The 25,230-nt window shown below is 62.1% G+C and carries 28 protein-coding genes; 8 read left to right on the top strand and 20 right to left on the bottom strand.

Translation table 11 applies throughout. The features are described 5' to 3' along the window. Positions 1-213: 213 nt before the first annotated feature. The gene (locus SERRSCBI_RS04260; RefSeq protein WP_004930217.1) at positions 214-366 is read left to right on the top strand and encodes a Hok/Gef family protein; all 153 of its coding nucleotides are present in this window, start codon (positions 214-216) and stop codon (positions 364-366) included. A gap of 73 nt (positions 367-439) precedes the next feature. On the opposite strand, the gene SERRSCBI_RS04255 is transcribed toward SERRSCBI_RS04260, so the two are convergent. The 10 genes from SERRSCBI_RS04255 to mtnK all read right to left on the bottom strand — a co-directional run bounded on the left by SERRSCBI_RS04255 (position 440) and on the right by mtnK (position 9,648). Continuing rightward, on the bottom strand, positions 440-1,483 hold the full coding sequence (locus tag SERRSCBI_RS04255) for a HoxN/HupN/NixA family nickel/cobalt transporter (RefSeq protein WP_049866647.1): 1,044 nt from the start codon (positions 1,481-1,483) through the stop codon (positions 440-442). A 40-nt stretch (positions 1,484-1,523) separates the two neighbouring features. Continuing rightward, positions 1,524-2,501, bottom strand: a complete 978-nt coding sequence (yut, locus tag SERRSCBI_RS04250) for an urea transporter (RefSeq protein ID WP_042783736.1) — start codon at positions 2,499-2,501, stop codon at positions 1,524-1,526. Between the two features lie 19 nt (positions 2,502-2,520). Continuing rightward, positions 2,521-3,468: an urease accessory protein UreD gene (locus SERRSCBI_RS04245; protein WP_042783735.1), complete on the bottom strand. Its 948-nt coding sequence runs from the start codon at positions 3,466-3,468 to the stop codon at positions 2,521-2,523. Further along, positions 3,465-4,100: an urease accessory protein UreG gene (gene ureG, locus SERRSCBI_RS04240; protein ID WP_033651013.1), complete on the bottom strand. Its 636-nt coding sequence runs from the start codon at positions 4,098-4,100 to the stop codon at positions 3,465-3,467. Before ureG ends, SERRSCBI_RS04245 begins: the two co-directional genes overlap by 4 nt. Positions 4,101-4,119: 19 nt before the next feature. Continuing rightward, positions 4,120-4,806 (bottom strand): urease accessory protein UreF, encoded by a 687-nt coding sequence (locus SERRSCBI_RS04235; RefSeq protein ID WP_042783734.1) that lies wholly within the window; start codon positions 4,804-4,806, stop codon positions 4,120-4,122. Continuing rightward, a complete protein-coding gene (gene ureE / locus SERRSCBI_RS04230; protein ID WP_042783733.1) occupies positions 4,803-5,399 on the bottom strand; it encodes an urease accessory protein UreE in 597 nt (198 codons plus the stop codon). The genes SERRSCBI_RS04235 and ureE overlap by 4 nt, the downstream gene beginning before the upstream one ends. Positions 5,400-5,411: 12 nt before the next feature. Next, entirely contained in the window at positions 5,412-7,127 is a 1,716-nt protein-coding gene (locus SERRSCBI_RS04225; protein ID WP_042783732.1) for an urease subunit alpha, read from the bottom strand. Positions 7,128-7,130: 3 nt separating this feature from the next. Beyond that, complete coding sequence (locus SERRSCBI_RS04220; RefSeq protein WP_033641965.1) at positions 7,131-7,577, bottom strand: urease subunit beta; 447 nt, start codon at positions 7,575-7,577, stop codon at positions 7,131-7,133. 55 nt (positions 7,578-7,632) lie between these two features. Next, positions 7,633-7,935: an urease subunit gamma gene (locus SERRSCBI_RS04215; protein ID WP_025160087.1), complete on the bottom strand. Its 303-nt coding sequence runs from the start codon at positions 7,933-7,935 to the stop codon at positions 7,633-7,635. A 513-nt stretch (positions 7,936-8,448) separates the two neighbouring features. Then, positions 8,449-9,648, bottom strand: a complete 1,200-nt coding sequence (gene mtnK / locus SERRSCBI_RS04210; RefSeq protein WP_042783731.1) for an S-methyl-5-thioribose kinase — start codon at positions 9,646-9,648, stop codon at positions 8,449-8,451. Between the two features lie 146 nt (positions 9,649-9,794). On the opposite strand from mtnK, the gene mtnA reads away from it, so the two are divergent. Next, a complete protein-coding gene (gene mtnA / locus SERRSCBI_RS04205) occupies positions 9,795-10,823 on the top strand; it encodes an S-methyl-5-thioribose-1-phosphate isomerase (protein ID WP_042783730.1) in 1,029 nt (342 codons plus the stop codon). Between the two features lie 17 nt (positions 10,824-10,840). Here the strand turns inward: mtnA and SERRSCBI_RS04200 are convergent, their stop codons facing one another. The 3 genes from SERRSCBI_RS04200 to SERRSCBI_RS04190 are packed head-to-tail and all read right to left on the bottom strand — an operon-like array spanning position 10,841 to position 12,680. Continuing rightward, positions 10,841-11,383 (bottom strand): acireductone dioxygenase, encoded by a 543-nt coding sequence (locus tag SERRSCBI_RS04200; protein WP_033641961.1) that lies wholly within the window; start codon positions 11,381-11,383, stop codon positions 10,841-10,843. After that, on the bottom strand, positions 11,380-12,069 hold the full coding sequence (gene mtnC, locus SERRSCBI_RS04195) for an acireductone synthase (protein WP_042783729.1): 690 nt from the start codon (positions 12,067-12,069) through the stop codon (positions 11,380-11,382). The genes SERRSCBI_RS04200 and mtnC overlap by 4 nt, the downstream gene beginning before the upstream one ends. Next, the gene (locus SERRSCBI_RS04190) at positions 12,066-12,680 is read right to left on the bottom strand and encodes a methylthioribulose 1-phosphate dehydratase (protein WP_015376724.1); all 615 of its coding nucleotides are present in this window, start codon (positions 12,678-12,680) and stop codon (positions 12,066-12,068) included. Before SERRSCBI_RS04190 ends, mtnC begins: the two co-directional genes overlap by 4 nt. Positions 12,681-12,844: 164 nt before the next feature. Between SERRSCBI_RS04190 and SERRSCBI_RS04185 the strand changes: the two genes are divergently transcribed. The 3 genes from SERRSCBI_RS04185 to SERRSCBI_RS04175 are packed head-to-tail and all read left to right on the top strand — an operon-like array spanning position 12,845 to position 15,441. Further along, a complete protein-coding gene (locus tag SERRSCBI_RS04185) occupies positions 12,845-14,005 on the top strand; it encodes a pyridoxal phosphate-dependent aminotransferase (protein ID WP_042783728.1) in 1,161 nt (386 codons plus the stop codon). Further along, positions 13,993-14,766, top strand: coding sequence for an amidohydrolase (locus tag SERRSCBI_RS04180; protein WP_033641957.1), 774 nt, complete (start codon positions 13,993-13,995; stop codon positions 14,764-14,766). The genes SERRSCBI_RS04185 and SERRSCBI_RS04180 overlap by 13 nt, the downstream gene beginning before the upstream one ends. 39 nt (positions 14,767-14,805) lie before the next feature. After that, on the top strand, positions 14,806-15,441 hold the full coding sequence (locus SERRSCBI_RS04175; RefSeq protein WP_042783727.1) for a LysE family translocator: 636 nt from the start codon (positions 14,806-14,808) through the stop codon (positions 15,439-15,441). Between the two features lie 14 nt (positions 15,442-15,455). Here the strand turns inward: SERRSCBI_RS04175 and hpxK are convergent, their stop codons facing one another. The 7 genes from hpxK to SERRSCBI_RS04140 form a co-directional block, all read right to left on the bottom strand. Then, positions 15,456-16,700 carry an allantoate amidohydrolase gene (gene hpxK / locus SERRSCBI_RS04170; protein ID WP_042783726.1) on the bottom strand — a complete coding sequence of 415 codons (1,245 nt, stop codon included), beginning with the start codon at positions 16,698-16,700 and terminating at the stop codon, positions 15,456-15,458. Further along, positions 16,697-17,941 (bottom strand): alanine--glyoxylate aminotransferase family protein, encoded by a 1,245-nt coding sequence (locus tag SERRSCBI_RS04165; protein ID WP_033641955.1) that lies wholly within the window; start codon positions 17,939-17,941, stop codon positions 16,697-16,699. The genes hpxK and SERRSCBI_RS04165 overlap by 4 nt, the downstream gene beginning before the upstream one ends. Positions 17,942-17,987: 46 nt before the next feature. Continuing rightward, a complete protein-coding gene (locus SERRSCBI_RS04160) occupies positions 17,988-18,731 on the bottom strand; it encodes an amino acid ABC transporter ATP-binding protein (protein WP_033641954.1) in 744 nt (247 codons plus the stop codon). Then, the gene (locus tag SERRSCBI_RS04155; RefSeq protein WP_033641953.1) at positions 18,712-19,368 is read right to left on the bottom strand and encodes an amino acid ABC transporter permease; all 657 of its coding nucleotides are present in this window, start codon (positions 19,366-19,368) and stop codon (positions 18,712-18,714) included. The genes SERRSCBI_RS04160 and SERRSCBI_RS04155 overlap by 20 nt, the downstream gene beginning before the upstream one ends. Next, the gene (locus SERRSCBI_RS04150; protein ID WP_042783725.1) at positions 19,368-20,033 is read right to left on the bottom strand and encodes an amino acid ABC transporter permease; all 666 of its coding nucleotides are present in this window, start codon (positions 20,031-20,033) and stop codon (positions 19,368-19,370) included. Before SERRSCBI_RS04150 ends, SERRSCBI_RS04155 begins: the two co-directional genes overlap by 1 nt. A gap of 12 nt (positions 20,034-20,045) precedes the next feature. Further along, complete coding sequence (locus tag SERRSCBI_RS04145; protein ID WP_042783724.1) at positions 20,046-20,837, bottom strand: transporter substrate-binding domain-containing protein; 792 nt, start codon at positions 20,835-20,837, stop codon at positions 20,046-20,048. A 216-nt stretch (positions 20,838-21,053) separates the two neighbouring features. Then, positions 21,054-21,893, bottom strand: coding sequence for a MurR/RpiR family transcriptional regulator (locus tag SERRSCBI_RS04140; protein ID WP_042785644.1), 840 nt, complete (start codon positions 21,891-21,893; stop codon positions 21,054-21,056). A 142-nt stretch (positions 21,894-22,035) separates the two neighbouring features. Here SERRSCBI_RS04140 and SERRSCBI_RS04135 point away from each other — a divergent pair, with 142 nt between their 5' ends. The 3 genes from SERRSCBI_RS04135 to SERRSCBI_RS04125 are packed head-to-tail and all read left to right on the top strand — an operon-like array spanning position 22,036 to position 25,229. Then, complete coding sequence (locus SERRSCBI_RS04135; RefSeq protein WP_042783723.1) at positions 22,036-23,622, top strand: gamma-glutamyltransferase family protein; 1,587 nt, start codon at positions 22,036-22,038, stop codon at positions 23,620-23,622. 24 nt (positions 23,623-23,646) lie between these two features. Beyond that, positions 23,647-23,838 carry an oxalurate catabolism protein HpxX gene (gene hpxX, locus SERRSCBI_RS04130; protein WP_033651000.1) on the top strand — a complete coding sequence of 64 codons (192 nt, stop codon included), beginning with the start codon at positions 23,647-23,649 and terminating at the stop codon, positions 23,836-23,838. Further along, positions 23,835-25,229: an AtzE family amidohydrolase gene (locus tag SERRSCBI_RS04125; RefSeq protein ID WP_042783722.1), complete on the top strand. Its 1,395-nt coding sequence runs from the start codon at positions 23,835-23,837 to the stop codon at positions 25,227-25,229. The genes hpxX and SERRSCBI_RS04125 overlap by 4 nt, the downstream gene beginning before the upstream one ends. Position 25,230 lies beyond the last annotated feature (1 nt).

Here is a 25,230-nt window from a genome sequence, read left to right as displayed (position 1 = left end):
CCGCGCCGCAGGTTGGCGCAACGGCGGATTTCACGGGAAGGAAGTTCAGGTAGACTGCGCAGCGGGTGCTCTGGATCTTTCTGTCCGGAGCCTTGGCAAAGGAGAGAAAGAGAAAGGCCCCGAGTCGATATTATCAACCCGAGGCCACTCTGATGCCAAGCAACATCAGGTTAGCCTCTTACCCGCCGCAAGGCAAGGATAGGGAGGTCAAAAATGCAGCAAAAACGGGTCGTGCTTAAGCTGGTGATCGTCTGTATGACGCTGATCGCGTTCATCTGGCTAACCCGCGGTTCGCTGTGCGAACTGCGCATCAGGTTGGGAGACTCGGAGGTTGCGGCCACTTTGGCTTACGAATCCGAACGGTAAGGCAACCCAACGGCGGGGTTCGCCCCGCCCGTTGGCGGATGGTGTCAGGCAGGATCCACGAGCACCCGCCTTTTCAGCCGCTGACCGTCAGCTTGTCATAGCCACGCAGGTGGTAATTCACCACCGACACCAGCCAGCAGAAAATGAACACGGCGATCACCCAATAACCCATCTCCCCCAGATGATCGTTGAGCCGCGCCACGGCGTCCCACAGCGGGCCGGACAGCGCCAGCTTGTCGGCGATAAGTCCGAGCGCTTCGATACCGCCGATAAACACCGCGATGATCACCGACGCCGCCGTGATGGTCATGTTGTAGTACAGTTTGCGGATCGGTTTGGAGAACGCCCAGCCGTAAGCGCCTATCATCACGAAGTTGTCGATGGAGTCGATCAGCGCCATGCCGGCGGCGAACAGCGCCGGGAACAGCATGATGCTCCACAGGTTCATGCCGTGGCCGGCGCCGGCAGCCGAAATCCCCAGCAACCCGACCTCGGTGGCGGTGTCGAAGCCCAGGCCAAACAAGAAGCCTACCAGGTACATGTGCCAGCTCTGATTCACCAGCCTGAACAGCGGGCGGAAGCAGCGCGCCAGCGCACCGCCGCCGCTCATCAACAGATCCAGCGATTGATGCGCAGGCAGCTCGCCCGCCTTCACCTGCCGGAAAGCGCGCCACACGGAGATCAGCACCAGCAGGTTGATAAAGGCCACCGTCAGCAGAAACAGCGCGGACACCAGCGTGCCGATCAAACCGCCGGTTTCGTGAAACCAGCCCATCTGTCGGCTGAACATCATCGCCGTGGCGGCAATGGCGGCCGAGGCCAGCACCACGATGGTCGAGTGGCCGAGCGAGAAGAAGGTGCCGACCGCCACCGGCGTTTTGCCCTGTTGCATCAGCTTGCGGGTCACGTTGTCGATCGCGGCGATGTGATCGGCATCCACCGCATGGCGCAGACCAAAACTGTAGGCCAGCAAGGCGGTGCCCATCAGCGCCGCATTGTCTTTGAACACCGCCAGCGCCAGCAGCCAGACAACGACGTTGACCGCCACCAGCCCCAGCAGCAGGGATACCGCCCGCCGCCGGGCTGCGCCATGCAATCCTTCGGAAATTACCGCCATACCCACACTCCCGTTTTCTCGTTATGTTGAAATCAATGGATTAGCGCCGCGCCGCGATCACCGCCGGATTGGCGCTCAAAAACAGCCAGGACGCGATCACGAACGGCATGGTCAGCGACGGCATCCCCAGCGGAGCCAGCAAGGTATTGAAAGCCCCCTGCACCAGCACCGTGAAAATCACGCCGAGCAGCGTATAGATAAGCACCCGCCGGCCGGGCGGGTTGAAGACGGAACCCAGCGCCACCGCCGTCAGCACCGCGCTGAAAGCATACAGCCCGGCGAAGACCGCCTGCGGATCGGCGCCGATCGCCAGCGCGGTGATCACCGCCAGCAAGGCGCCGAAAAAACCCAGCGCCATCGCGCGCGGCGACGAAACCGCCAGCCCGAGCAACAGCAGCACACCGCCGCTCACGCTGCTGCACAAAAAGACCTGGGAGACGCCGTGCAACGCACCGCTCAACACCTCCGCCAGGTCGGGGTGCGGGTTGAACACCGCGCCGTCGGCCGGGATGGCCGCCGGCGGCAACCGCACATGCCGCAGATGGCTGAACGGGTAGCTGGCCAGCAGCACCGTCCAGGTGGTCAGCACGAAAGGCGCGGTCAGCGCCGCGATCTTCCAGGTACGCAGCAGCCGATTGAGGCCGACGGTGACGATCACCGAGATCGCGCTGCTGAAGATCACGCCGATCCACAGCCAGACAGAGGGCAGCAAAAAGGTCGGCAGCGCGGCGCCGACCAGGCAGCCGTTGTAGCCATAGAGACCGGTGCGCAACGCTGCGCGATCGTCCACCAACCACGCCGCGCTGAGCGTCGCCGCCGCCGTACCCAGCAGGCAGCCGAAGGCCACCTGCGGCAGCCCCTCTTCCCAGGCGCCCACGAAAATGGCGATGAAAAACAATAATCCGGTCAAAGGGTTATTTTGAAACATCACCTGCGAACAGCCGCGCAGCACCGCATCCGTCACCGCCGCTATTCGGCTGCGGGCGCACAACGCCGCCCAATTCCACTTTGTCGTCATGACCGCTTCCCGCTGCAGACTAGCGCCAGATAAAAGGCTCGGGCAGCGTCACGCCCAGGATTTCCTCCCGGGCGACGCGCCAGAAAGCGCGAATCGCCGCCTTCACCTGGCGCGCCTCTTTGCCCAAAGCCTTAAAGATCAGCCCGCACTCATTGGGCAACCGGCTGACGCCGCTGGCGATCCCCTCAGCCTCGTCATAGCGGGGCGCGATGCGATCGAGGATCCGCTGATGATGCTCGGGCGGCGTCAGCAGGATCACATTGCCGAACACATCGAACGGCCCCATCACGCCGACCCCGTTCAGCGGGTGTTTATGCGGTTCCAGCACATAGCGCTCGACAAACAGCATGTTGCCCTCGGGGCGACAGGCGCTGATGCGCGAAGAGTAAACGTCGAATCTGAAACCGCGATCCGCCTGATGGTGCTTGCGCCCCGACATCAGGATCTCGCCATAGAGCAGCGTCGCCGTGGGGTGCAGCGTAATGCGGGTATCGGTAATGAAGCGCGAGCCGCAGTGAGGGATCACCGGATCGGGCATCATCTCCAGATAGCTGCCCTCTTCGAGCGTCAGCGTCTGCATCTGCGCCGCGTAGTTATTTTCCATGGCGTGGATCTTGGTCGCCGATTGAGTGGTGACATGCCCGCAGGCCCGGGGGGCGACCTGCACCTCGAGCGTCAGGCGATCGCCCTGCAAGATGCAGCCCGAGGTGGAGATGACGAATACGCACGGCATCTGCGGCAGCGCCTCGTCCCAATACAGCGCCCGCTGCACCAGAAATGGCACGCGCCGCTCCATTTGCCGCAGCACGCTGCGATGCCCGTTCAGCGCGAACCCCAGCCGCAGATAGCCGGTTTTGCCCACGCCGCCGCTGGCCATCTGCGGCGGTTCGTCCTGGTAGGCGGCCAACTCCGGCGCGTCGGCGCCGAGTTGCGCCACGCGCCTCGCCGCTTCGCTGACGGCCGTCATAACGCCGCCGACGGCGCGTGGGTGAACAGGAAATCACGCATGATCATGTCCACCAGTTCGTCGATGCCTTCGCCGGTTTTGCAGTTGGTGAGGATATAAGGCCGCTCGCCGCGCACCACGCGCGTATCGTGTTCCATCACCGCCAGGCTGGCGCCGACGTACGGCGCCAAATCGATTTTGTTGATCACCAGGATGTCGGCCTGAACCAGGCCCGGGCCGTTTTTGCGCGGGATCTTTTCCCCTTCGGCGACGTCGATAACGTAGATGTAAAAGTCCGCCAGCGCCGGGCTGAAGGTCAACGTCAGGTTATCGCCGCCGCTCTCGATCATCACCACGTCGCTGTCCGGGAAACGGGCCTCCATCTCCTCCACCGCGGCGATATTCATGCTCGGATCCTCGCGCACCGCGGTATGCGGGCAGGCGCCGGTTTCCACGCCCAGAATTTTCTCCTCGTCGAGGATCCCCTTGAGCGTGCGCTTGACCTGTTTGGCGTCTTCGGTAGTGACGATGTCGTTGGTGATGATTAACGGGCTGATGCCCCGTTCGATCAGACGCGGCGTAATGACTTCGATAATCGCGGTCTTGCCCGAGCCTACCGGGCCGCCGATGCCAATGCGGGTAATTTTCTTCACTCTGCTCGTTCCTTTATCATTAGTTGCTGAACAGTCGGGTAAATGCGCCGACGTGCAGCGCGGCCAGGACGTCGGTCACCGGCGCGTAAGAGGCCATTTGTTCAACGCCGCCGCGTTCGGCTTCGTCACAAAAAACGTCGATGTCCCGGTTGAGTTGAAACAGGATGCGTTGGGTGTCGATATGGGTGACGCGCATCAGGCGCATGGCGGCGCTGAGAATGGTCATCGCCACGCCGTACTGATGCATCACCGCCACCTCGCGCGGCCCCGCGCCCAGCGCCGTCATCACTACCGCCTGCGTCACCGGATAGGTGCCGGCGGCGCGGCCGGTTTTGATCTGCTCAAGCCACCAGACCACCTGGGGCTCATCACAGATGGCCGCCGTCATTTCCGCCAGCTTCTTTCCCATCCTCACCACCATGCTGCGGCCTTCTTCATTCAGCTTGCGGTTGAACAGCGCCCAGTCGTGCCCGATAACCGCCTCGCGATCGCCCCCCTGCAGCGCCCGGCAGGCCGCCGCGACCGCCCGGCCGTCGCCGCCCGCCGCCTGTTGCAAAGCGGTGCGGGTGAACGATTTCAGCGTGTCGACATCGCGCACGATGCCGGCCTGGATCGCCGACTCGACGCCATTGGAAAAGGCAAACGCCCCCACCGGCAGCACCGAGTCGGCAAACTGCAGGATACGAATCAGCTGAACAGCGTTCATTTCAATTTGATCACATGCTGACCGAGGAATGGGCTGTCAACATGCACATGGGTCGCGGAATCCTCCGCGCCGCCGAACAGCAGGCGCGCTTCGGGCTGGGTCAGATGCGGCAAAATGCTTTCGCCCTTCACGAACGAATAAGGCAGCGCATGAAAGCCGTGGGTTTTCATCACCGAATCCATCACCTTGGTCGCCACCGTCAGCGGAATAAAGATGCGATTCCCTTTGATGACCGATTTCCAGTGCTGATTGCCCAGCGCATGCCCCAGTTCGAACGCGGTCTTCAGCACCGTCGCTATATCGGTCGCCAGCAGCGACTCAAGATGGATTACCATCACATCGCGCAGGTTCATCTGCACCAGCACCGCGCTACGGTTCGCTTCGTCCCAGAGCAGCACATCGCCGTCGGCCAGCACCTGGTGACGATCGAGGGAAATACCGAGGTCCTGGCCGTCGCGGGTGGTTTTGCGGCAGCGGCTTTTCTGCGCCTCCCACTGCGAGAGCGCCAGCACGTCCAGCGAGGCGTGTTGCAAGCGCTCACGCCAGTCGGCATCCCGTTTGATATTGCCGAGTATCTTTTCAATCACGATCATGAGCGGCGGTTCCTAGCTGAAAAAGTAGCGTTGATTAAGCACGGCGGTGGCGATCGGTTTCACCGTGGCGTGTTCGCCGTTGACCTTGACGGCGAAGGTTTCGGGGTCCACCTCGATATGCGGCGTTTCCGCGTTGCGCACCATGTCCTGCTTGGAGATCGCGCGGCAGTTATGCACTGCCATCACCTGCCGCTCCAGCCCCAGTTTCTCTTTGATGCCGTCATGCAACGCCGCGCCGGAGACGAAGGTGACGCAGGTTTCCTGCAGCGATTTGCCCATGGCGCCGAACATCGGTCGGTAGAACGTGGGCTGCGGCGTCGGCAACGACGCGTTGGGATCGCCCATCACCGCCCAGTTAATCATCCCGCCCTTGATCACCAGCTTCGGCTTGGCGCCGAAGAAGCGCGGCTCCCACAGCACCAGATCGGCCATCTTGCCGACCTCGACCGAACCCAGCACGTGGCTGATGCCCTGCGCGATCGCCGGGTTGATGGTGATCTTCGCCACGTAGCGCAGCACGCGGAAGTTATCGTGTTCCGCCGCATCTTCCGGCAGCTTGCCGCGCGCGGCTTTCATCGCGTGCGCCGTCTGCATCACCCGCAGCCAGTTTTCGCCAACCCGCCCCATCGCCTGGGAGTCGCTGGAAAACATCGACAGCACGCCCATGTCGTGCAGCACGTTTTCCGCGGCGATGGTTTCCGGCCGCACCCGGCTTTCGGAAAACGCCACGTCGGCCGGCACATTGGGGTTGAGGTTGTGGCACACCATGATCATGTCGAACAGTTCGGCCTGACTGTTGATGCCGAACGGCAGCGTGGGGTTGGTGGAGCTCGGCAAGACGTTCATCTGCGCGGCAACCTTGATGATATCCGGCGAGTGCCCGCCGCCGGCGCCTTCGGTGTGGAAGGTGTGGATAGTGCGCCCTTCGAAGGCGTCGATGGTGTCCTCGACGTAGCCGCCCTCGTTCAGGCTGTCGGTATGCACCGCCACCTGAATATCCATGTCGTCGGCCACCCTCAGCGCGTGGCGCAGCGCGGAGTTGGTGGCGCCCCAGTCCTCATGCACCTTCAGCCCGGCCACGCCGGCGGCGATTTGTTCGACCAGCGGCGCAGCGTGCGAAGCGTGCCCCTTGCCGAGCATTCCCACGTTGACCGGCATGTTCTCGAAGGCGCGCAGCATGCGGTGGATATGCCAGGGCCCGGCGGTCACCGTGGTGCCGTTGGAACCGTCGGTCGGCCCGACGCCGCCGCCGAAGAAGGTCGTCACGCCGTTGGAGAGCGCATGTGCGGCCTGCTGCGGCGAAATGAAATGAATGTGCGTATCGATGCCGGCGGCGGTCAGGATCAGGTGTTCGCCCGAGATGGCGTCGGTGCTGACGCCCACCACCATGCCGGGCGTGACGCCGTTCATCATCGCCGGGTTGCCGCTTTTGCCAATGCCGGCGATCAGGCCGTTTTTAATGCCGACGTCCGCCTTGATCACCCCTTGCCGGGCGTCCAGAATGGTCACATTGGTAATGACCAGATCCAACACATTGTCGCTGGTTAATCGGTTATCGGCGCCCATGCCGTCGCGCAGCGACTTACCGCCGCCGTAGACCGATTCCTCACCGTAACCGCGCAGATCTTTTTCTATTTCAATAAACAGTTGCGTATCGCCCAAGCGAATTTTATCGCCGGTGGTCGGGCCGAACAGCCCGGCATATTCCTGCCTGGAGATCGTTGGCATGCTTTATTCCTCGTCCGTCTTGATGGGCGCCTGATCGCGGTTTTTATAACCCAGCTCAATAGCTCGCTTTACATCTATAGTTTTCTTTACTCTTTCACCGGCGGCTACCGGGCTGTCGCCCGCCCAACCGTCCACCAGATTATTAAAACCATAAACCGTTTGCTTGCCGCCGATGGCAATAAGCGCCACCTCGATTTCATCGCCGGGTTCAAAACGGATCGCCGTCGTGGCGGTGATATTTAACCGTTTGCCAAAGGCGGCGGCGCGATCGAACTGCAGCGCTTTGTTGGCTTCGAAGAAATGAAAGTGTGAGCCGACCTGAATAGGCCTGTCGCCGGTGTTGCGCACCGTTAAAATAACCGTCTCGCGATCTTCATTGAAGGTGATGGGACTTTCGGACAGGATATAGCCGCCTGGCGGCACGTGCTTTTCTTTGTCATGCTTTTTCATCGGAATACCTGTGCTGATAAGATTCGTCCATGGGATTCAGGAAGGCCATCGGCGTTTATTGAATAGGATCGTGCACCGTCACCAGGCGGCTGCCGTCGCTGAATATCGCCTCGACCTGCACATGCGGGATCAAGTCCGCCACGCCGTCCATGACGTCATCGCGGCTCAAAACCTGCCGCGTGTCGTTCATGACTTCTTCCAGCGTTTTTCCCTCGCGGGCGCCCTCCAGCGCCGCGGTGGTAATAATGGCCACCGCCTCGGGATAATTAAGCTTTATCCCTCTGGATTTTCGTTTTAATGCGACGTCAGCCAGGGTATAGACCATCAGTTTTTCGATTTCTCTTGGCGTTAATTGCATGGAGCACTCCGATCTCGATAGAAATAATCAGACAAAGTGAGGCCAAAGGTTACTTATAGTTAATAACCTTGCGTTATTTATTTACGATTGCCCGACACTCGAATAATCTAGGGGGTAATATTGAGATAATCAACCCGCTGCTTTATTCAAACCCAAGCATGAGCTATCCCATTTCCTAAAAAAGTAACGGCGACGTGATAGTTTTTATCGATAAAAAGTCTTTTTTCATCTTCCCACTCCCACAATAAAACGATCAAAAAAAGAACGGATGGCGTTTTTTTATTTTAATTACCGTCATGAAATCCAGATAAATAAGCACTGTCCTTATGGATGGCGTTAATATTAAAGACATGTAACCAACGGTCATAAAATATAATTAAATTTACAAATAAGAAGCGAGTGAAAATACCTTTTTAGTTAAAAAAAATTTAATCTATTCTGTTACTGATGCCAATAAGTTATTAAAAAAAAACCCGGACCGCAGCCGGGTTTGCCTCATTACTGTCGGGCTCTTCAGCCTTGCTGACGAATGCGCGCCAACAGCGCGTCGATATGCTCGATCTGCGGCGCATTGACGATCAGCGTGCGCCCCAAACCCAGCGCATGACGCTGACAGTCGAGGCGCATGTCGGCGTCGGCGATGCTGTCCAGATCGGCGACGTGCGCCAGGCCGATAGTGCGCCGAATCAGCTCTGTGCCGCAGTACCCTACCGCATCAGTCCAGACCTGCTGCAGGAACTGCTCGGCGTAACCCGGCGTCGCCAGCGCCGCATCACGGCTTTGCTGATGGCACAGCGCCAGGAAACGATCGGCAAAGATCAGCCACAGCTCGCGCACATCCTGCAGACGCTGCTCGCGCCCGGCGGCGGCGTCGCGCGGCCCGAACAGCCCAGGCTGGCCGCAATAGTTGAGCAGCAGATTGCCTAACGCAGTGCCGACATCGAAACCGATCGGGCCGTAGAAACCGAATTCAGCGTCGATCGCTTTCAATCGCCCTTCCGCCACGAAAATTGAACCGCTGTGGATATCCCCGTGCAACAACGCCTCCGCCTTGCTGAGAAAGCGGTGTTTCAGGCCGGCGACCGCCAGCTTCAGCGGCGCATCCTCACGCAGCGCCTGCACCTGCGGCAACAGCGCCGCCTCGAACTGATTGCGCTCATGGTCGATATAGGGATCGGTAAAGAACAGATCTTCGGTGATCTGGCACAGCTCGGGGTTGGTGAAGCGGCTGACTTCCGCTTTTTTCTGCTGCGCCGACTGATAAAAATCGGAGGTGTGGAACAGCGTCTGCGCCAGGTATTCCGCCAGCTGACCGGCCGCCAGCGGATGATAGTTCCCCTGCACCAGTTCGCTGCGCCAGATGCGATGATCGGAGAGATCTTCTTGCACCATCACCGCCAACTCGGGATCGTGGTGCAGGATTTTTACCGTATGTCGCGGGCAGAAACCGCCGTGGATCAACAGCGTTTCCGCTTCGATGCGCGCCCGATCCAGCGTCAGCGGCCAGGATTCGCCCACGCAGCGCACGTACGGCAACGCCTGTTTGACGATCACCCGGCTCACGCCTTCGCGATCGCGGATCTTGAACACCAGGTTCAGGTTGCCGTCGCCGATCTCGTCGGCGCTCACCAGCGCTTGCGGATCGGCCACCTGCCCGTATTGGCGGGCGTATTCAACGGCATCGGCAGCCGTAAACGTACGATAAAGCGACATTCCCCAACCCCTCTGTTCTCTCTCGCTGCCCCCAGCGATTCTGTTTATTTAGACGTAAAAGCATTTGGACGTCTATACATCTGGAAGTCATGTTGGCAGAATAGCGTTTCAGATGCAATAACCTCGCAACAAGGAATTAACCGCCGATGCAAGCGCTTAACACCACCAGTTTGACCCTGCGGGACAACCGCCTTTGGATCCTCGATCAGCAAGCCCTGCCGCAGGAAAAGCGGTGGCGCGCCTGCGACAGCGTGGAGGAGTTGGTCGGGCACATTCACAGCCTGCGGGTGCGCGGCGCGCCGCTGATCGGGCTGTCCGCCAGCCTGCTGTTGGCGCTGCTGGCGGAACGCGGTGTGCCGCGCGCCGAGCTGGAACAGGCGCTGCACACGCTACGCGCCGCCCGCCCGACGGCGGTTAACCTGATGAACAATCTGGATCGCATGAAGCTGGCGCTGGCGGAGCCGGACTGGGCGCCGGCGATGGTGAACGAAGCGCTGCGGCTGGTGGAGGAAGATCGCCGGCTGTGCGATCGCATCGCCGATCACGGCGCTGGTCTGATCAAGCCCGGCAGCCGCCTGCTGACCCACTGCAATACCGGCGGGTTGGCCACCGCCGGCGTCGGCACCGCCATCGGCGTGCTGCTGCGCGCCCACCAGCAGGGCAAAGTGCAACAGGTATGGGTTGATGAAACCCGGCCGCTGCTGCAGGGCGGCCGTCTGACCGCCTGGGAACTGGGCGAGCTGGGCATTCCCTATCGTCTGATCTGCGATTCGATGGCCGCCAGCCTGATGGCGCAGGGCCAGGTCGATGCGGTGTGGGTCGGCGCGGATCGCATCGCCGCCAACGGCGACGTCGCCAACAAGATTGGCACCTACAGCCTGGCGGTGCTGGCGCACTACCATGGCATTCCATTCTATGTGGCTGCCCCGCATACCACCCACGATCCGCACTGTCCGGACGGCGCCGCCATCCCGATCGAGCAACGCGCGGCGGCCGAAGTCACCGGCGTTTCAGGCAGCTTCGGCGCCTGCCAGTGGGCGCCGGCCGATGCGCCGGTCTGCAATCCGGCGTTCGACGTCACGCCGGCCAAGCTTATCAGCGGGTGGGTGTTCGACAGCGGCGTGATCACGCCGCAGCAGGTTGAAGCGGGGATTTTCCAGCGGGCGCTGGGTTAACGCCCGCCGGTTGACGATCAGTCCAGACGCGGATAGGCATCGGCGATCGTGTCGCCGGTGAAATGCGCCACCCAGCCTTCCGGGTTGTCAAATACCCGGATCGCGGTAAAGTGCGGCGCCGAGCCCATATCGAACCAGTGACGGGTGTTAGCCGGCACCGAGATCAGATCGTTCTTTTCGCACAGGATCTGGAAGATCTTGCCGTCCAGATGCAGGCAAAACAGCCCCGCCCCTTCAACGAAAAAGCGCACTTCATCCTCGCCGTGCGTATGTTCGGACAGGAATTTTTCGCGCAGCGCCTGACGCTGCTCGTGGTCCGGCCGCATGCTGATCACGTCCCAACTCTGGTAGCCCTTTTCCGCCACCAGCCGGTCGATCTCATGCTGGTAGGCGGCGATCACCGCCTCCGGCTGCGGGTTGTCGCCCAACTCGCGATCCGCCTGCCAACGCTCAAAGCGCACGCCGATCTGCGCCAGCTGGCGCTGGATTTCCTGCGCGTCGCGGCTCTGCCACAGCGGCTGCTGCGGTGCTGTATCACTGAAAATGGTCAATCCACTCATGAGACAAACTCCCCTAAATCGATGTGATCAAAACGGCTGACCTGCGGATGCCGGCTCTGTGCGTCCGCCTCATCGCGGATCAGCTGGCAGGTATGCCAGCCGGCGGCCTGCGCGGCGTCCAGCTCCTGGTGAATATCGGACAGGAACAGCAGTTCGTCGGGCGCGATGCCGATAGCCTGCGCGATGTTGCGGTACGACGCGGTTTCACGCTTGGCGCCGACGCGGGTGTCGAAATAGCCGCTGAACAGCGGCTGCAGATCGCCGGCGTCGCTGTGGCCGAACAGCAGCTTTTGCGCCTCCACCGAACCGGAAGAATAAACGTAAAGCTTCAGCCCCTGGCGCTGCCAGGCAGCCAACTGCCCGGCGACCTCCGGATAAAGATGTCCGCGGAAGTCGCCCTCGCGATAGCCGCTGCGCCAGATGATGCCCTGCAGCGCCTTGAGCGCGGTGGATTTGCGATCTTCATCCATAAAGCGATACAGCGCGGCGATCAGCGCATCGAGATCCGCCTGCGGCTGGTCTATTTCAGCGCGCAGCGCCGCCAACGGCGCGGCGACTTCGCTCTCCGTGGCGTGACGGCGTACAAATTCCGCCAGCCGCTCGCGGGCATAGGGAAACAGCACCTGATGCACGAAGCGAATATCGCTGGTGGTGCCTTCAATATCGGTTACGATAGCGCGGATCATTTCGCCTCCAGCAAGCGACGTTGCAGTTCACACTGGAACAGGAATTCCAGCCCTTCGAGATGGCGGCGGGCTTCCGCCACCTGGCTTCCCCAGCAATAGAGACCGTGGCCGCGCACCAGAAAACCGTACTGCAGCGGCGTGACCTCGGCATAGGCCGCGACGCGCGACGCCAGCCGGGGAATGTCCTGATCGTTATCGAAAATAGGGATCGCCACGCTGTCCAGGTGGCTGCGCTGACCGGCGAGCGACTTTTGCATTTCGTACCCCTGCAGCACCAACGCATCGCCGCGTTCCACCCGCGACAACACGGTGGCGTTGACGGAATGGGTATGCAACACCGCGCCAAGGTGCGGGTACAAGCGATAGAGCAGCGTATGCAGCCCGGTTTCCGCCGATGGCGTACGGCCGCTCGGCACGTGATTGTCAGCGATATCCACCCGCAGAAAATCGGCGGCGCTCAGACTCCCTTTGTCTTTGCCGGACTCGGTGACCAGGCACTGGCGTTCGTCGAGGCGCAGCGACATGTTGCCGCCGGTCGCCGGACACCAGCCTTTGTCGCCAATCCAGTGGCAGGCCGCCAGTAATGCGGTAAGTTGCGGATTCTCCGTCATTGTTATCGTTTCCCGTTCGGTATAGCGGTCAGCAGGTGAGGCTTAGCCGGCTGCGCGACAGGCTAAGCACTTTTTCGCATTTAGCCATCTAAGCGTCTTGATTGCCAAATACTAGCATCGTGTTATATTGACGGCAATATAAGCGCCTGGAGTATTCACCTGCTATGAGCACTTCCGCATTGATTCCCGACAGTAAACTGCCTGCCCTGGGCACCACCATCTTCACCCAGATGAGCGCGCTGGCGCAGCAGCATCAGGCGATCAACCTGTCGCAGGGCTTCCCTGATTTTGACGGGCCGGACTACCTGAAAGCACGCCTGGCCTGGCACGTCGCCCAGGGCGCCAACCAATATGCGCCAATGACCGGCGTGGCGGCGCTGCGCGAAGCCATCGCCGACAAAACCGCCGAGCTGTATGGCTGGCAGCCGGATGCCGGCAGCGAAGTGACCGTCACCGCCGGTGCCACCGAAGCGCTGTTCGCCGCCATCACCGCGCTGGTGCGCCCCGGCGATGAGGTGGTCTGTTTCGATCCGAGCTACGACAGCTACGCGCCGGCGGTGACGCTGGCCGGCGGCGTACTCAAACGCCTCGCCCTGCAGCCGCCCGCATTTGCCGTGGATTGGCAACGGTTCGCCGCCGCGCTGTCGCCGCGCACCCGTCTGGTGATCGTCAATACGCCGCACAACCCGTCCGCCACCGCCTGGCAGGCGGAAGACATGCAGCAGCTGTGGCACGCCATCGCCGAGCGCGAGATCTACGTGCTCAGCGACGAAGTCTACGAACACATCTGCTTCGCCAAAGGCGGGCACGCCAGCGTGTTGGCCCACCCACAATTGCGCCAACGGGCGATCGCAGTGTCCTCCTTCGGTAAAACCTTCCACATGACCGGCTGGAAAGTGGGTTACTGCGTGGCGCCCGCCGCGCTGAGCGCCGAGGTGCGCAAGGTGCATCAATACCTGACCTTCTCGGTCAACACCCCGGCGCAGCTGGCGCTGGCGGATAGCCTGCGCGCCGAGCCGGAGCACTGGCGACAGTTGCCGGCATTCTACCGCGCCAAGCGCGACCGCTTCGTGCAAGCGCTGGCGAGCAGCCGACTGGAAATTTTACCCTGCGCCGGTACATACTTCTTGCTGGCGGACTACAGCGCCATCTCCGATCTGGACGATGTGGCGTTCTGCCATTGGTTAACCGAGCACGTGGGCGTGGCGGCCATTCCGCTGTCGGTCTTCTGTACCGATCCTTTCCCCCATAAATTGATCCGGCTGTGCTTCGCTAAACAGGACGCCACGCTGGATGCAGCTGCGGAGCGGTTATGTCGACTTTAAAAATTACCCTGTTGCAGCAACCGCTGGTCTGGCGCGACGGCCTCGCTAACCTGGCCGCCTTCGACGCGTTGCTGGCGCCGATCGTCGGGCGCGATCTCATCGTCTTGCCGGAAATGTTCACCACCGGTTTTGCCATGGATGCCGGCGAGAGCGCCCTGCCCGAACAGCAGGTGATCGACTGGCTGCACGGCTGGGCGGTGAAAAGCCACGCGTTGATCGGCGGCAGCGTGGCGCTGAAAACCGCCGAAGGCGCGGTCAATCGCTTCCTGCTGGTGGAGCCGGGCGGCCAGGTGCATGCCTATGATAAACGCCATCTGTTCCGCATGGCCGGCGAACACCTGCACTATCAGGCCGGCAACCGGCGCGAAATCGTCGAGTGGCGCGGCTGGCGCATTCTGCCGCAGATCTGCTACGACCTGCGTTTCCCGGTCTGGGCGCGCTATCAGCAGGATTACGATCTGGCGCTGTACGTCGCCAACTGGCCGGCGCCGCGCAGCCGCCATTGGCAAACGCTGCTGGCGGCGCGGGCGATTGAAAATCAGGTGTATGTGGCGGGCTGCAACCGGGTGGGCGATGATCCGAACGGCCTGAACTACAGCGGAGACAGCCTGATCATCAGCCCGCAGGGCGAGATCCTGGCGGATGCCGAGCCCGGCGCAGCCGCGCGGCTGGACGCCGAGCTGTCGCTGGAAACCCTGCAGAGTTACCGCAGCGCCTTCCCGGCCTGGCGCGATGCCGACAGCTTTCTGCGTCTTGACTGAATTCCCGGCACCTTAGCCGATAACGCAAGGAGAAGTGATATGGATATGACGACACTCTTGCTCTATATCGTGGCCGTCGCGGCGGTCACCATTACGCCGGGCCCAACCATGCTGTTGGCGCTCAATAACGGCGCAACCAAAGGCAAACGCGTCGCCGCCTGCGGCATTGCCGGTGCGGCGCTGTCCGACCTGCTGTTGATCGGTGCCGTCGGCTGCGGCTTAGGGGCAATACTGCAAGCTTCCGAACTGCTTTTCACGCTGGTCAAATGGGCCGGCGCCGCTTATTTGTTCTATCTAGCCTGCCAACTGTGGCGCGCGCCGCTTGGCACCCCGCAGGCAGCACAGAACGCGATGCCCGGCGCCCGCAACGGCCGCGCCGCGTTTATGCGCTCGCTGCTGGTCGCACTCTCCAATCCCAAAGGACTGCTGTTCTTTTCCGCCTTTCTGCCGCAGTTCATCCAGCCAGCGGGCGACGTAGCGCTGCAATACGTGATTCTCGCTTTGGTGACCGCCCTGATCGATATCGCTCTGATGAGTCTCTACGCGCTTGGCGGCCACCATGCTATGCGTATATTTTCCGGCCGCACTCTGCGCTGGCTAAACCGCACCTGCGCCGGACTGCTGGCCGGATTGGCCATCGCCCTGAGCTTCTATCGTCGTAACGCGTCATCTTAGGAAGTCTCATACCCTCATCTTAGCTCCCAGCCGGCGATCGTCAGGCAATAGGCCTGGATCGCCAGCGCTACGTCAGCCTGCCGCACCGCTTCAGCCGGATGATGGCTGACGCCGCCGGCGCAACGCACGAACAGCATGCCGACCGGCCATTGCGCCGCCACGGCGATGGCGTCATGACCGGCGCCGCTCGGCAGCGCCAGACTCTGCCCCTGTACCTGCTCGACGGCTGCCTGCCAGCGGCGCTGCAGATCGCTATCGCAGGCGGTGGCGTCAATGCGGTAAAACTCCTCGCTGGCGAAGCGCGCTCCACGGCGTGCGCAGATCGTCTGCGCCTGCGCCAGCAACGTCGCCAACAGCGCCGCCAGTGGCGCATCCTGCGGGCCGCGCACGTCGAGCGTCAATCGCACTTCGCCCGGGATCACGTTGGCCGCGCCCGGCAGGCTCTCGATGCAGCCGACGGTGGCCACCAGATGCGGATCGGCGGCGCGGGTCAACGTTTCAACCGCCGTTATCCATTCCGCCGCGGCCGCCAGCGCGTCTTTGCGCTGCCCCATCGGCACCGTACCAGCATGGCCCGCTTCTCCGCTAAAGACGCAGTTAAGCCGACGCGCGCCGTTGATCGCCGTCACCACCCCCAGCGCCAGGTCGGCCGCCTCCAGACATGGGCCCTGTTCGATATGCAATTCCAGATAAGCGCGGATTTCCTGCGGCGCGCGGCGCGCCTGCGCGATCGCCGTCGGCTCCAGTCCGAAGTCGCGCATGGCCTGCGCGATGCTCACCCCGTCCGCGTCAGTCTGCGCCAGCCATTCCTGCGGCCATTGGCCGGTCAAGCCGCGGCTGCCCAGCAACGTCACGCCAAAGCGAGCGCCCTCTTCGTCGGCAAAGCCGATCACCTCCAGCGCCAGCGGCAAACGGCGCCCCTGGCGATGGTATTGCGCCACCGTTTCCAGCGCCGTGAGCACGCCGAGCATGCCGTCATAGCGCCCGGCGTTGCGCACCGTGTCCAGATGCGAACCGAGCAGCAGCGCGGGGGCGCCGGGCGTTAGCCCTTCATAACGGCCACAGATATTGCCGACGCTGTCTTGCCACACCCGCATGCCGCTCTCGCGCATCCATTCGCCCACCAGAACGTTGGCGCGCCGATGTTCCGCAGACAGATAAAGACGCGTCAGTTTACCGGGCTCCGCGCTGATCGCCGCCAGCTCGTCACAGCGCGCCATCACCCGCGCGGCGGCCTGCTGCGCCTCCTGCGGCGTCATTCTGGCCGTCCTGCATCGTACAGGTTCCAGGCCGCCTGGAGGGCCTCCCCCTGTTGCGTGGCGAAGCCCAACCGGTTCAACACCGCCTCCAGCGCCGCCAGCGTTTGCAGCACGCAATCTTTGCGCGCGTTGTAGCCCATGGTGCCGATGCGCCAGATCTTGCCCTGCAGCGGGCCGAACGAGGTGCCGATTTCGATAGCGAAATCGTTCAGCATCATCTGCCGCACCTGCTCGCCGTGCACCTGCGGCGGGATCATCACGCCGAGCACGTTATTCATGCGGTGCTCGAGATCGCCGAACACCGCCAGCCCCATGCCTTGGATGCCCGCCAGCATCGCCGCGCCGTGCAGCCGGTGGCGGGCAATGGCCTGATCCAGCCCTTCCTCGAGGATCACCCGCGCGCATTCTCGCGCCGCGAACAACATGCTGGTGGCTTCGGTATGGTGATTCAGGCGTTCCGGCCCCCAATAATCCATGATCATGCCGAGGTCGAAATAGTTGGAGTAGATCATCTCGTCGTCGCCGTCGGCATGTTCGGCGGTGCGGATCCCCTCCTCCACGCATTTGCGACGGCGCACGATCTCTTCAAACTGCGGGCTGAGGGTGACCGGCGAACTGCCGGAAGGGCCGCCCAGGCACTTCTGCAGCCCGGCGGAGACCGCATCCAGCCCCCAGGCGTCGGTCTCCAGCGGGTTGCCGCCAAAGGACGCCGTCGCATCGGTATAGAACAGCACGCCGTGGCGGCGGCAGATATCGCCCAGCTCATGCAGCGGCTGCAGCATGGTGGTGGACGTGTCGCCCTGCACCGTCAGCAGCAGGCGCGGGCGCACCCGCTTAATCGCGTCTTCGATGCGATCGGCGCTGAACACCTCGCCCCACGGCGCGTCGATCGTGTGTACCTCGGCGCGACAACGGCGGGCAATTTCGCACAGCAGATGTCCGAAGCGGCCGAATACCGGCACCAGCACCTTATCGCCCGGACGAATGGCGGAAACCAGCAGCGCCTCGATGCCGGCGCGCGAGGTGCCGTCCACCAGCATCGTCCAGCGGTTTTCGGTGCGGAACAGCGCGCGATACAGCGCCATGACCTGATTCATGTAACCGGTCATTGCCGGATCGTACTGGCCGATCAGTTGGCTCGACATGGCGCGCAGCACGCGCGGATCGGCGTTGATCGGCCCCGGCCCCATCAGCAGGCGCGCCGGCGGGTTAATCTGTTCGAACTGCGGAGTAGTTAGCATGTTATTTCCTTACCAGCTTAATAACTTGTCATTTTATTTGCCGAAATCAGGCTTCTGACAACCCGCGCACAGAAGCGATAAACTGTTTCAATTCCTGGGTTTGCGGATTGGCGAACAGCGTGCGGCTATTTCCCTGCTCCCACACCTTGCCCTGGTGCATAAATACCACCCGGTCGCCCACCTCGCGGGCGAAGCTCATTTCATGAGTGACCAGAATCAGCGTCATGCCCTCTCGCGCCAACTGTTCCAGCACCTTCAGGACTTCACCCACCAGCTCGGGATCCAGCGCCGAGGTGATCTCATCGCACAGCAACACCTTCGGTTTCATCGCCAGCGCCCGGGCGATCGCCACCCGCTGCTGTTGCCCGCCGGAAAGGTTGGCCGGCGCGTAATGCATGCGCTCACCCAACCCCACCTTGTTCAGCATCTGTTCGGCCAACTCGCGGCACTCGGCAGCGCTTTTTTTCAGCACCCGGCGCGGCGCCAGCATCACGTTTTCCAGCGCCGTCATATGCGGGAACAGGTTGAAGTTCTGAAACACCATGCCAATCGAGCGGCTGATTTCACGCGCCTGCGAATCGCGATCGGTGATGGTCATGCCGCCCAGTTTGATGCTCCCTTCCTGATACCCTTCCAGCCCGTTGATGCAGCGCAATAGCGTGCTTTTACCAGACCCGCTGCGGCCGATGATCGAGACCACCTGCCCCATGTCGATATCCAGATCCACGCCCTTCAACACATGATTCTGACCGTAATATTTTTGAACCTGATTAATGGTGATGATCGGCATGGCATTTCTTCTCCAGATAATGGCTGTAACGCGACAAGGGATAGCACATCAGGAAATAGCCCAACGCGACCAGACCAAACACTTTGAAGGGCTGATAAGTCACATTGTTCAGCATGGTGCCGGCCTTGGTCAGCTCGACGAAGCCAATGATCGACGCCAAGGCGGTGCCCTTGATCACCTGAACCGAGAAACCAACGGTCGGCGCAATGGCGATACGCACCGCCTGCGGCGTGATGACGCGCATCAGCGTCTGCGTGAAACTCAGCCCGAGACAACGGGCTGCCTCCCACTGACCTTTCGGCAAGGCGGCGATGCTGCCGGACCAGATATCCACCAGAAAAGCGCTGGTGAATAGCGTCAGCGCCAGTGCGGCCGCGGTCCATGGGCTGACGTCGACGCCGAACAGCGCCAGACCGAAAAACGCCAAAAACAGCTGCATCAGCAGCGGCGTGCCCTGAAACAGTTCAGCGTAAACGCGGACAAAACGCATTGCCCAGCGGCGCTTGCTCAGGCGCATCAACACCAGCGGCAGCGCCACCAGCGTGCCGCCGAAAAATGCCGTCAACGACAGCAGCAGCGTCCAGCGAGCCGCCAACAGCAGATTGCGCACGATGTCCCAATCGGTAAACGTCAGCATCAGTTCCTGCTCCCTAAAAAACGCCGCCCGGCGGCCAGCAACAGTTGACGAATCAACAACGACAACAACAGATAAAGCAGCGCCGTCACCAGATAGACTTCAAAGCTGAGGAAGGTGCGCGACTGGATCAGGTTGGCGGCGAAGGTCAGCTCTTCGAACGAGATCTGCGACACCACCGAGGAACCCAGCATCACGATGATGCACTGGCTCACCAACGCCGGATAAATACGCTGCAGCGACGGCGGCAGTACGATGCGTAAAAAGGTCTGGCTGCGGCTGAGCCCCAACACGCGCCCCGCTTCCCACTGCCCCTTCGGCGTGACCTGAATGCCGGCGCGAATAATTTCGGTGCTGTAGGCGCCAAGGTTGATCACCATCGCCAGAAGCGCCGCCTGCCCGGCCGTCAGTTTCCAGCCCAGGCTCGGCAGGCCGAACACGATGAAGAACAACTGCACGACGAACGGCGTGTTGCGCACCACTTCGACGTAAATGCCCCAAAGGCGGCTCAGCGCGCCGGCCCGGCCGCTGCGGATCGCCGCGCCGCAAATGCCCAGCGCAACCCCCATCAACGTCGCCAGCGCCGTCAGCGCCATCGTCGTCAGTAACCCCGCCAACAGCTCAGGCATGTAGGGCCAGAGCGCGGAGAAATTCAGCTGATAGGTCATCCGCCGCTCCCGTTATGCGCCAAAACCATCGGGCAGCGGTGCTTTCAACCATTTCTCCGACAGGCCATTCAGCGTCTTGTCCGCCAGCGCCTGTCCAATCAGCGCATCCACCGCCGCTTTCAGGGCCGGTTCTCCCTGGCGCAACCCCACGAAGCACGGCGAATCTTTCAACATAAACTTGGCGGCCGGCGCCTTGTCCGGATTCTGGCGCGCCAGGGCGCTCACCACCATGTTACCGGTGGCGATGTACTGCACCTGCCCGGAGAGATAGGCCGACAGCGTCGTGTTGTTATCCTCATAACGCTTGATCTGCGCCCCTTTAGGCGCGCCGTCGCTCAGCACCATATCCTCCACCGCACCGCGCGTGACGCCGACGGTCTTGCCATCGAGCTGCGCCATGTCCGCCAACGCGCCGTCTTTAGGACCAAAGACCCCCAGGAAGAAAGGCGCATAGGCGCGGCTGAAGGCGATGGTCTTTTCACGCTCCGGATTTTTGCCCAGGCTGGAGATCACCAGATCCACTTTATTGGTCTGCAGATAAGGCACCCGGTTGGCGCTGGTGACCGGCACCAACTGCAACTTAAGTTTCATCTTATCGGCCAGATAACGCGCCATATCGATGTCATAACCCTGAGGCTGCAGATCGGTGCCCACCGAGCCGAATGGCGGGAAATCCTGCGGCACCGCCACGCGCAGGACGCCGCGCTGCCGGATCTCTTGCAATTGATCCGCCATGGTCGGCGCGGCCTGCGCCAGCAAGGCGATCCCAGTGAAAACCGTCCACAGCGTTTTTTTGATGTTCATAGCGTATCCCCGATGGTGAAAAGATGAAACAAAAGATTCTTACACCACAGACTCTGCAACTAATGTGCCAATCGAAAATACGTCGAACCCATGCCTTAACTGGCGCTGATTAACGAGAAAAAACCTACCGGCCTCAGCGGGCCGGCGACGGAGAAAGGGAAAGCAGGCAGGCCAAATACGCACCAAAAATGTGCATCAGCACCAAAAAAGCGCCGGTTAGCGCGGTTCCAGTTCGTCCAAATCCTGATACAGACCGGCAATGTGATGAATACGCGATCGCCCCTGCTCCAACATCTCATGCAGCAGGGCGTTACTGAGCAGGTTACATAAGCTCATGGCGGCTGAATAGCTGTCGAAGGCGGAGACGCTGTCCAGCGAAGCGGCCAAATGCCAGTCCGCCAGCGGGATCAGCGACTGCGCCTGCGGTTCGCAGATCAACAGCGTCGGCACCCGGCGAGTTTGCAGCTGCGTCAGTATCGCCTTGAGCTGACGCGGCCGGCGCCGAAACGCCACCACCACCGCCATATCCTGCGGCGCGAGATCGACCAGCTCCTCCGCCAGCGTCTGGCCGGGCTGCGGCATCAGCATCACCCGCTCCCGCACCTGCATCAGCTGCTGACGCAGATGCATGGCTATCGGATAGCTGTTGCGAAATCCCAGCAGCGCGACCCGCCGCGCCCGCGCCAGTGCGGCGATCACCGCGCCGAATTGCTCCACATCGAGATGGCTCACCCAGTGCGAGAGGTTAGCCATTTCCTGCTTGTAATGCCGCGCCAGCAGCGTATTGCCCTGCACCGCATGCCTCTCGTCGGTCACCGGCATGCCGCTCTGGCGCAGGGTGCGCAGCTCAGCGCGCATGTCCTTGTAGCTGCGATACCCCAACCGCTTGAACAGCCTGCTGACCGTGGCTTTAGAAACCCCGCTCAAGCGCGCCAGCTCGGCGCTGTTGTAACTGATCAGGTCATCGAAATGATCGAGGATAAAGTCGGCGACGCGCTGTTCCTGCGGCGCCAATTGCGGATATTCGTTGCGCAGGCGTTCATCGAAGGGCTGCATCATCACTCTCGCTGTAACTTTTGTTTCACCGGAACATAGCACGCCCCGTCCCCTCTCTGACAAGCAATTAATCGTCCTGATTAAAAGTGGAACGCCTCTTGCTTCTGTTACCCAAACGCTCACCTCAGACAAGGGCAGAAATATGATTAACAGCAATACCGCGCCACAGGGCATGGCGGTCACGCCACACCATCTCGCCAGCGAAAGCGCGCTGGCGGTGCTGCGCGAAGGCGGCAACGCCATTGAGGCGATGGTGGCCGCCGCCGCGACCATCGCCGTGGTCTATCCGCACATGAACGGCATCGGCGGTGACGGTTTCTGGCTGATCGTGCCGCCGCAGGGCGAGCCGCTGACCATCGACGCCAGCGGCGCCGCCGGCTCGCTGGCGACGCCGGCGCTGTACGCCGGAGAAAGCCGCATCCCGCAGCGCGGCCCAAAAGCAGCGTTGACCGTGGCCGGCACCGTCGGCGGTTGGCAGGAGGCGTTGGCCTATTCGGCCGAACTGGGCGAAACGCCGCTGCCGCTGTCGCGGTTGCTCGCCGACGCCATACGCTACGCCGCCGACGGCATTCCGGTCACCGCCTCCCAAGAGGCGGCGACGCGCAGCAAACGCCACGAGCTGGAGGAGTTCGCCCCCTTCGCCCGCATTTACCTGCCGCAGGGAAAGATCCCACTTGCCGGCCAACGATTCTGCCAACCGCAGCTGGCCGATACGCTGATCGCACTGAGTGAGGACGGGCTCGACAGTTTTTATCGCGGCCCGCTGGCTGAAAGCATGGCGGCGGACATGGCGATGTTGGGCATGCCGCTTACCGCTCAGGATCTGGCGAGTTATCGGCCATGCCGCCGTCCTCCGCTGCGCCTGGAACACCAAAAAGGTGAAATATTCAATCTGGCTCCCCCGACCCAAGGGCTGGTGTCGCTTGCCATCCTCGGGCTGACCGACCGTCTGCCGCTGGTCGGACAGAGCGAAGGCGCCGTGGTGCACGCCGTGGTCGAGGCCACCAAGCTGGCGTTCGATCTGCGCGACCGTTTCATCACCGATCCGCGCCACATGACGCAGGATCCGCAGGCGCTGCTGGCGGCCGACCATTTGGATAGGCTGGCCGGGCGCATCGACGGCCAAAAAGCGGCCGACTGGGGCCAGGGCAAAGGACCCGGCGATACGGTCTGGATGGGGGTGATGGACAGCAGCGGGCTGGCGGTCTCCTTCATTCAGAGCATCTACCACGAATTCGGCAGCGGCGTGGTTCTGCCGAACAGCGGCGTCCTGTGGCAAAACCGCGGCGCCTCTTTCAGCCTGGACGCCGATCATCTGCTGGCGCTGGCGCCGGGCAAGCAGCCGTTCCATACGCTGAACCCGGCCGCCGCCCGGCTGTATGACGGACGCACGCTGATCTACGGCTCGATGGGCGGTGACGGCCAGCCGCAGACTCAAGCGGCGTTATTCGTGCGGCATGTGGTGCAAGGGTTGCCGCTGCAGCAGGCGATCAGCGCGCCGCGCTGGCTGCTGGGGCGAACCTGGGGCGAAAGTTCGGACTCGTTGAAGCTTGAGGGGCGCTTTAACGCGGGGACCCTCGACTATCTGCGACAGCGCGGCCACGCCGTTGAACTGCTGCCGGCGTTCAGCGAAACGGTCGGCCATGCCGGCGCCGTCGTACGCCACACCAACGGCATGTTCGAAGGCGCTTTCGATCCGCGAAGCAACGGCAGCGCCGCCGGCTTCTGACTCTCTTATTTATCGGGATCGTTTATGAACAATCAACACGCCGCCGATTGGGCGGCCTATATCCACCAGATGGAAACCGTGCTGGCCGTGGAACTGGACGATGTCCGCCGCCGGGAACTGTTGAAACAGATCGAACGCATCGCCGCGCTGGCCGAACCGCTGATGGCCTTCCCGCTGGATCCGCGCCAGGAAATCGCGGGGGTATATCGCCCATGAATCCCTTAAGCGCCCTGTCGCTCGCCGAGATCCGTACGGCCCTTGAACGCGGCGCGCTCTCGGCGCGCGAGATCGTCCGGCATACGCTCGATCACATCGACCGTCAGAATCCCGCGCTGAACGCCTTTACGCACATCACCCGGGAACGCATGCAAAAAGAAGCCGATCGCCTTGACCGTTCGCGCGCGCTTGGGCAAACGCTGCCCGCTTTGGCCGGCATTCCCTATGCGGTAAAAAATCTGTTCGACGTCGCCGGTGAAACCACGCTGGCCGGCGCCCGCCTGTTCAGCGATCGGCCACCGGCCGGCCGCGACGCCTGGGGCGTCTCCCGGCTGGCGGATCAAGGCGCGTTGCTTTGCGGCATGTTGAACATGGACGCCTACGCCTACGGTTTCACCACCGAGAACAGCCATTACGGCGCCACCCGAAACCCGCATGACCTCGGGCGCATCGCCGGCGGCTCTTCGGGCGGCTCGGCCGCAGCGGTGGCGGCCGGCCTGGTGACCTTTTCGCTCGGCAGCGACACCAATGGCTCAATACGCGTGCCCGCCTCGCTGTGCGGCATTTATGGTCTGAAACCGACCTTCGGCCGTCTTTCGCGCAGCGGCAGCCAGCCGTTTGTCGACAGCCTGGATCACATCGGCCCGTTCGCCCGCCGGGTGCACGATCTCGCGACGGTGTATGATGCGATGCAGGGCATCGACGCCGAGGATCCGTTCCAGAGCGATCGGCCGATTTCCCGCACCGAAGCGTTGCTGGCGCAGGGCAGCCAGAACCTGCGCTGCGCCGTGTTAGGCGGCTATTTCCTGCAATGGTGCAATGATGACGCCAAAGCCGCAGTCAACCAGGTGGCGCAAGCGCTGGCAGCCAGCGCCGAAGTCGAGCTGCCGCAGGCCGAGCTGGCCCGATCGGCGGCCTTTATCCTCAGCGCCTCAGAGGGCGGCCATCGCTATCTGCCGCAGTTGCGCAGCCAACCCGAACGCTTCGAGCCACTGTCGCGAGAACGACTGCTGGCCGGCGCCATGCTCCCCGCCACCTGGTATTTGCAGGCACAGCGCTTTCGTCACGCGTTTCGCCGGCAAGCCGCGCCGCTGTTCAAGCACTGGGACATTTTGATCGCCCCGGCGACGCCATGCAGCGCCACGCCGATCGGCCAGGAAACGATGCGCATCAACGGCGTCGATCTGCCGATCCGCGCCAGTATGGGCATGCTGACGCAGCCGATTTCCTTCCTTGGCCTGCCGGTCGTGACGGTTCCTTTGAAAAGCGCATCCGGTCTGCCGATCGGCCTGCAACTGATCGCCCCGCCGTGGCGCGAAGATTTGGCGCTGCGCGCCGCCTATGCGCTGGAATGCGCCGGCATCGCCACTTGCGTCTGCAAACAGGAGTAAT

This window comes from Serratia sp. SCBI (assembly GCF_000747565.1).
Taxonomy (GTDB): domain Bacteria; phylum Pseudomonadota; class Gammaproteobacteria; order Enterobacterales; family Enterobacteriaceae; genus Serratia; species Serratia ureilytica.
The sequence above is the reverse complement of the archived record's forward strand: the minus strand, read 5'-3'. Positions and strand labels throughout refer to the sequence as shown.

What these genes read in the sequence shown, in the direction of transcription:
- SERRSCBI_RS04185 (WP_042783728.1), top strand. Translation starts at nt 12,845, where the DNA reads ATGAGCACTTCCGCATTGATTCCCGACAGTAAACTGCCTGCCCTGGGC.
- SERRSCBI_RS04135 (WP_042783723.1), top strand. Translation starts at nt 22,036, where the DNA reads ATGATTAACAGCAATACCGCGCCACAGGGCATGGCGGTCACGCCACAC.
- SERRSCBI_RS04155 (WP_033641953.1), bottom strand. Translation starts at nt 19,368, where the DNA reads ATGCTGACGTTTACCGATTGGGACATCGTGCGCAATCTGCTGTTGGCG.
- hpxX (WP_033651000.1), top strand. Translation starts at nt 23,647, where the DNA reads ATGAACAATCAACACGCCGCCGATTGGGCGGCCTATATCCACCAGATG.
- SERRSCBI_RS04190 (WP_015376724.1), bottom strand. Translation starts at nt 12,680, where the DNA reads ATGACGGAGAATCCGCAACTTACCGCATTACTGGCGGCCTGCCACTGG.
- yut (WP_042783736.1), bottom strand. Translation starts at nt 2,501, where the DNA reads ATGACGACAAAGTGGAATTGGGCGGCGTTGTGCGCCCGCAGCCGAATA.
- SERRSCBI_RS04220 (WP_033641965.1), bottom strand. Translation starts at nt 7,577, where the DNA reads ATGAAAAAGCATGACAAAGAAAAGCACGTGCCGCCAGGCGGCTATATC.
- SERRSCBI_RS04260 (WP_004930217.1), top strand. Translation starts at nt 214, where the DNA reads ATGCAGCAAAAACGGGTCGTGCTTAAGCTGGTGATCGTCTGTATGACG.
- SERRSCBI_RS04225 (WP_042783732.1), bottom strand. Translation starts at nt 7,127, where the DNA reads ATGCCAACGATCTCCAGGCAGGAATATGCCGGGCTGTTCGGCCCGACC.
- SERRSCBI_RS04235 (WP_042783734.1), bottom strand. Translation starts at nt 4,806, where the DNA reads ATGAACGCTGTTCAGCTGATTCGTATCCTGCAGTTTGCCGACTCGGTG.
- SERRSCBI_RS04150 (WP_042783725.1), bottom strand. Translation starts at nt 20,033, where the DNA reads ATGACCTATCAGCTGAATTTCTCCGCGCTCTGGCCCTACATGCCTGAG.
- hpxK (WP_042783726.1), bottom strand. Translation starts at nt 16,700, where the DNA reads ATGACGCCGCAGGAGGCGCAGCAGGCCGCCGCGCGGGTGATGGCGCGC.
- SERRSCBI_RS04145 (WP_042783724.1), bottom strand. Translation starts at nt 20,837, where the DNA reads ATGAACATCAAAAAAACGCTGTGGACGGTTTTCACTGGGATCGCCTTG.
- SERRSCBI_RS04125 (WP_042783722.1), top strand. Translation starts at nt 23,835, where the DNA reads ATGAATCCCTTAAGCGCCCTGTCGCTCGCCGAGATCCGTACGGCCCTT.
- SERRSCBI_RS04175 (WP_042783727.1), top strand. Translation starts at nt 14,806, where the DNA reads ATGGATATGACGACACTCTTGCTCTATATCGTGGCCGTCGCGGCGGTC.
- SERRSCBI_RS04255 (WP_049866647.1), bottom strand. Translation starts at nt 1,483, where the DNA reads ATGGCGGTAATTTCCGAAGGATTGCATGGCGCAGCCCGGCGGCGGGCG.
- mtnK (WP_042783731.1), bottom strand. Translation starts at nt 9,648, where the DNA reads ATGTCGCTTTATCGTACGTTTACGGCTGCCGATGCCGTTGAATACGCC.
- SERRSCBI_RS04180 (WP_033641957.1), top strand. Translation starts at nt 13,993, where the DNA reads ATGTCGACTTTAAAAATTACCCTGTTGCAGCAACCGCTGGTCTGGCGC.
- SERRSCBI_RS04215 (WP_025160087.1), bottom strand. Translation starts at nt 7,935, where the DNA reads ATGCAATTAACGCCAAGAGAAATCGAAAAACTGATGGTCTATACCCTG.
- SERRSCBI_RS04245 (WP_042783735.1), bottom strand. Translation starts at nt 3,468, where the DNA reads ATGACGGCCGTCAGCGAAGCGGCGAGGCGCGTGGCGCAACTCGGCGCC.
- mtnA (WP_042783730.1), top strand. Translation starts at nt 9,795, where the DNA reads ATGCAAGCGCTTAACACCACCAGTTTGACCCTGCGGGACAACCGCCTT.
- mtnC (WP_042783729.1), bottom strand. Translation starts at nt 12,069, where the DNA reads ATGATCCGCGCTATCGTAACCGATATTGAAGGCACCACCAGCGATATT.
- SERRSCBI_RS04200 (WP_033641961.1), bottom strand. Translation starts at nt 11,383, where the DNA reads ATGAGTGGATTGACCATTTTCAGTGATACAGCACCGCAGCAGCCGCTG.
- SERRSCBI_RS04165 (WP_033641955.1), bottom strand. Translation starts at nt 17,941, where the DNA reads ATGCTAACTACTCCGCAGTTCGAACAGATTAACCCGCCGGCGCGCCTG.
- ureE (WP_042783733.1), bottom strand. Translation starts at nt 5,399, where the DNA reads ATGATCGTGATTGAAAAGATACTCGGCAATATCAAACGGGATGCCGAC.
- SERRSCBI_RS04140 (WP_042785644.1), bottom strand. Translation starts at nt 21,893, where the DNA reads ATGCAGCCCTTCGATGAACGCCTGCGCAACGAATATCCGCAATTGGCG.
- SERRSCBI_RS04160 (WP_033641954.1), bottom strand. Translation starts at nt 18,731, where the DNA reads ATGCCGATCATCACCATTAATCAGGTTCAAAAATATTACGGTCAGAAT.